Source organism: Mycobacterium sp., from assembly GCF_035623875.1.
Classification (GTDB): domain Bacteria; phylum Actinomycetota; class Actinomycetes; order Mycobacteriales; family Mycobacteriaceae; genus Mycobacterium.
Map to the genome: position 1 here is coordinate 1 of NZ_DASPSP010000204.1, position 4838 is coordinate 4838.

A 4838-nucleotide genomic window follows, 5' to 3' on the forward strand; every position below is an offset into this window, starting at 1 on the left:
CATGGCGCCCAGGGCCGCGTCGGCCAGCGGGAGGTAATGGTCCCGGTCGTCGAAGGGGATGCCGACCAGGTCACACATCACCCACAGGGGGAACGGCTCGGTGTAGTCCCGGACGATGTCCCCCGGTTGACCCCGCTTGGCCAAGTCGGCCAACATTTCGTCGGCCTTCGCGCGCATCCGCGGCCGGTACGCCTGGATCGTCTTCGCGCTGAAGGCCTCCGCCACGACCCGGCGAAGCGCGATGGCTTGCGGGCCGTTGAACTCCATCATCGTGACCAGCGGCGTGCCGATGTCCTCCGGCTGGTTCTCGATCTTCGGCCACTCGTTGATCGTGGGGCGGATCAACCTGGAATCGGCGAGCAGCGATTTCACGTCGTTGTAGCTCGTCACGTACCAGATCGTGGCGTTGAACTCCGCCGGCACGCTCAGCTTGGTGACCGGCGCCTGCTCCCGCAGCCAGTTGTACTCCTCGGGCGGGCCCATCGTCCCCGGCGGGGCCAGCGGCAGCTCGAGGTAGGGCGTCAGCGAGTCGTCGTCCGGGACGGCACCCTCCGTGATCACGACGGCTGATTCCCCTCCGCCGAATGCATTCGCCGTCATGCCACCCTCCGCGGGTGTGTGATGTACCCAGCCGCATCGAAGTGGTTCAGGTACAGGTTGAGCAGTGCCGAGTCGGCCGGCGGGCAACGCAGTTGGGTATCCGCCAGGTCGCGTTCCACATTGTCCCGCCCGAGGGTCGGGAACGTTCCCTCGAAGTACATCTCCTTGACCGACATGTCGCCGACCTTGGCGCGGTCCACGCACAGCGGCACGAACGGCGCGGTCGGGGCGTCGGGATGGCGGGACACGTACTTGACCAGGTCGGCCACCCACTCGTGGTAGGGCACCTGCGAGATCCGATGCCCGGCAGCCCGCATGCACTCGATCATGTCGGTCAGGCTCGCGGGGCGCGGGTTGGTCAGGTGGTACGTCTGGTTCGTGATCTTCCGCGTCGTCGCGATGTGGATGATCGCGTCGGACAGGTAGTCGACCGGAACCAGGTCGAGCGGCAACGGGATGTCCGGGGCCGAACCGGTGTCCGCGATGTACTTGAACAGCGAGCAGATCGCGGTCTCGGTGTTGCAGGCGCCGGTGACCTGATCGCCCATGACCTCGTAAGGGCGGTAGATCGCCACCGGCACGCCCTGCTTCGCCGCGTCCCGCAGGACCTCTTCGGCGACCCATTTGCTCTCGCCGTAGCCCATCGTGAGCAAGTCGGCGTGGGCCAGCGGCACGTCCTCGTCGACGTGCCGGACGCCGGCTGCACCGAACCCGGCCAGGACGGCAACCGTCGAGATGAAGTGGATCGGCGCCCGCCGCGGAGCGGCGACCTGGATGACCCGCTTGGTTCCTTCGACGTTGGCCTGACGGAGCGCCTCGTAGGGGTACAGGAAGTTCACCTGAGCAGCGGAATGGATGACCAGGTCGACCTGCTCGCTCAGGCGGCGGAGGTCGTCGTCGAGGTCCCCGTCGCCATCCGCGGCGAGGTCCGACGGGAAGCAGACGATGCGGTCGGGATCGCAGCTGCGATCGAGGCCGTAGCGGGCGAGGTTGGCGAGCACACGTGCCCGAGCGTGCGCCGGACTCTGGCTGCGGACCGGGCAGTGGACGACGGCCTCGGTGCCGGACAGCAGGCTCTCCAGCAGGTAGGCCCCGACGAACCCGGTGGCGCCGGTCAGCAGGACGTGCTCGGGGTTCGCGGGGTTCGCCGTGTCAGGCGCCGCCGCAGGCAGCTGCAGGCCGAGTCGGGCTTCGCACTCGAAGTCGACAGCCGGCGTCTCGCTCAGCGTCGCGCCGCCGCTGACGGCAGCAACAGCAGCAGCGAACCCCTTGAGCGTGGGCGTCTGCAGCAGGCAGCGGAGCAGGCTCGTGCTGTGTCGGGCTTCGATACCCAGGGCACTGATGGTGCTGGTGACCACCTGCGCAGCCAGCAGCGAGTACCCGCCCACAGCGAAGAAGTCGTCGTCCAGCGCCGGCCAGACCCGCAGGGCGTTCTGCCAGATCCGCGCCAGGGTGTCGACGAGCCCGTCGCCGCCGCGGGCCGCCGGCACGCTTTCCGGCTCGGCGCTCCACGACGAGGAAGCCTCGGCGTCCTGAGCCAGCAGGCCGGCCAGGAGCTTGCGGTCGACCTTTCCAGTAGGACCGACCGGCAGCTCAGCCACCTCGATCAACCGGGACAGCGCCGCGGGTGCCGGGAGCCACTTGGCGAGATCACTGCGCACCTGATCGGTGGGCAGCCGTGACCCGGGAGATGCCGGCGTCACGTAACCGATCAGTGAATGCCCGTCGAACTCGACGACCGCCTCACCGATGCGCAGATCCGCGCGGAGTCGGGCTTCGATTTCCTCCAGCTCGATCCGGTGACCGCGCAGCTTTATCTGCCGGTCCAGACGACCGCGGTACTCCAATTCCCCGCGCTCGTTGCGGACGACCCGGTCACCGGTGCGATACACGAGAGGGCCGGTCTGCGTCGGATAACGGACGAACTTACGAGCGGTGAACTCGGGGTCGCCGAGGTAACCCAGAGCCAGACCGGCGCCACCGACCAGGAGTTCGCCTTCTTCATCGACGTCCACCGGCGTCCCGTCGGCGCGAACCACGTGGACGGTGGTGTGCTCCAGCGGGCGGCCGACGGGAACTCGGTCGAGAGATTCCGCGCCCCTCGGAACCAGGTAAGCCGTGGATACCACGGTGTTCTCGGTCGGGCCGTAGAAATTCACCACGGTGGTGTCCGGGCAGCTGTCGACGATGGCGCCGGCCAGTACCGGGTCCATGGATTCGCCACCGGCCGACACGAAGCGCAATGTCTTCACCGCGTTCGGCTTGACGCGAGCGACGTGATGGAAGACCGCAGTCGTCAGATAGGCGACCGTGACCTCGTCCTCGAGAAGTCGAGTTTCCAAAGCGGTCGGCGAGAGGAGCTCTTCCCGCTGCGCAATGACGATGCAGGCGCCCGCAAGCAGCGGCGGCCAGATCTCGATGGTGGACGCGTCCGAGGACAAGTTGTACGCATGCAGCACCCGGTCGTCGCGGCGCGGCCGTTGATGGACGACGTCCGACATGGACAGCGCGACCACCCCGCGGTGCGGGATGGCCACCGGCTTCGGGCGCCCCGTGGATCCGGAGGTGAACATGACGTACGCGCAGTCCTCGTCGGTCACGGCCGCGGGAAGCGCAATCACGTTGTCATCGCCCGCGTCGTCGTGGCGCAGCTCGACCTGCGTGCGGATGCGGCGGATCCGATGGGCGCTGCCGGGAAGGGCCACGACGGTCTGCACGCCGGCCTCTTCCACCATGGCCTGCAGCCGACGCGGCGGAGACGTGTCGTCGAGAGGCAGATAAGCAGCGCCGATCTTCAGAATGCCCAGAAATGCGACGAGTGCGTCCAGCGATCGCCCGCCGGAGACGCCGACCCGGTCGCCGTGCGACACCCCGGCCTTGTAAAGCCGACGGGCCAACCGGTCGGACCGTGCTTTCAACTCCTCGTAGCTGATCGTGCGACCGTGATCCATCGCCGCCGGGGCGCTCCCGCGGCGCGCAGCTACAGCGTCGAACAGCTCGTGTAGGCAAGGCACGGTGCCTGTTCCTCTCGAGGTCCCGACTAGGAAGAAAAGCCCGCGGCGAACGCCGAGAAATCGGCGGTCCGCCATCGCTGGGGACGCATACGAATGAGTATGTCTTCCGCCAGCTGGATTTCATTGGCTTTCAAGTAGGCCTCAGCAGTCCCGGGGTCGAGGTATCGAAATGCGAGATTCCGACGCTCCTCCGCGGGAATCGGATCGGCAATTTCAGTGATCGCTCCCTCAACACTCACGTAACGATAGGGAGCCGTTTCGTCCTGAACGCAGAGGCTGAATCTTCCGGCGCCACGCAGAAGCCGCGCCTTGAGGGACTCCCGGCTGGTCTCGACCACAATATCCCCGCCCGGTGAGTACCCGTACCAAACCGGAACAAGCAACGGCGCACTCTCGCCCCGGGGATCATCCACACCGATAATCGCTACGTGCACGGCAGCAAGAAAGGCCTCACGTGCCGCGACCGACATTCTGAGTTCCAAGATAACCACCCGAAAGGTTAGGCTTCTCGACCAGTGTGCCCGGGGCGTTCCGGTTGGCTCTATATCTCAGCAGGTGAATGGGTGCTTTTACCGTCTTCTGGCTAGGGCCTCGCAAGAGAAGCTCCCGCACCATGGGTTGTCAAGGGTGGCGCTCGTCGAACGGCCCAGGTCACGCTCGTCCGTTTAAATGATCATGCGCCGGCGCGATCGACGATGTACTTCTCGTCGGTTCGCGCGCGATGCTTTCGCCGCCTCGTGGTGAGGTCGGATTCGTTGCCGCCGTGACGCTCGGCGGCATCAAGGAAATCGCCAAAGCTTGGAAGCCACTTTGCAGCGGCCTTGGTCTGAGGCTCAATCTGTCAGGGGTATTCTGTCACGCCGCGCCCATTGTGCGGTTCACCGATGCCAAGCGTCGGTCCCAGCCCTGCGAATTGGCTGATCTCCTGATCGTCGTCGATATCGGCAGTTCCGGCTCGCTCATTAGGAGAGCGACTCTAATCCAAGCCAAGATGGCTCGTGCTGCCGAACGCGTTTCGCTCTCAGGACCGTCGAGCCGCGTACAGCTCGATTGGTACCCATTCGATTTCGAAGAGGCGGTCTACGGAATAAGCCATGTCGATTTTACGAAAGGTGGAGGGGCGCTGGAGTCCGGTACTATCGGCGTGATCGACCGTCATGAAAAATCAACCGGTTTGGACACAGCGTCCTGGCGCAACAGGTCCCGTTTGTCTTCATACTTCTT

Annotated in this window: 3 protein-coding genes and 1 pseudogene; 1 reads left to right on the plus strand and 3 read right to left on the minus strand. The window is 65.6% G+C overall.

Annotated elements, in window-relative coordinates; translation table 11 throughout:
- The 3 genes and pseudogenes from VEI45_RS17235 to VEI45_RS17245 form a co-directional block, all read right to left on the minus strand.
- Positions 1–600 (minus strand): annotated as a pseudogene (locus tag VEI45_RS17235) (hypothetical protein); the annotation flags it as partial.
- On the minus strand, positions 597–3614 hold the full coding sequence (locus VEI45_RS17240; protein ID WP_324855353.1) for an amino acid adenylation domain-containing protein: 3018 nt from the start codon (positions 3612–3614) through the stop codon (positions 597–599). The gene VEI45_RS17240 and the pseudogene VEI45_RS17235, both read right to left, overlap by 4 nt.
- A 26-nt stretch (positions 3615–3640) precedes the next feature.
- Entirely contained in the window at positions 3641–4105 is a 465-nt protein-coding gene (locus tag VEI45_RS17245; protein ID WP_324855355.1) for a pyridoxamine 5'-phosphate oxidase family protein, read from the minus strand.
- A gap of 230 nt (positions 4106–4335) precedes the next feature.
- Between VEI45_RS17245 and VEI45_RS17250 the strand changes: the two genes are divergently transcribed.
- Positions 4336–4838: hypothetical protein (locus VEI45_RS17250; protein WP_324855357.1), on the plus strand; the 503-nt coding region annotated here is incomplete at its 3' end.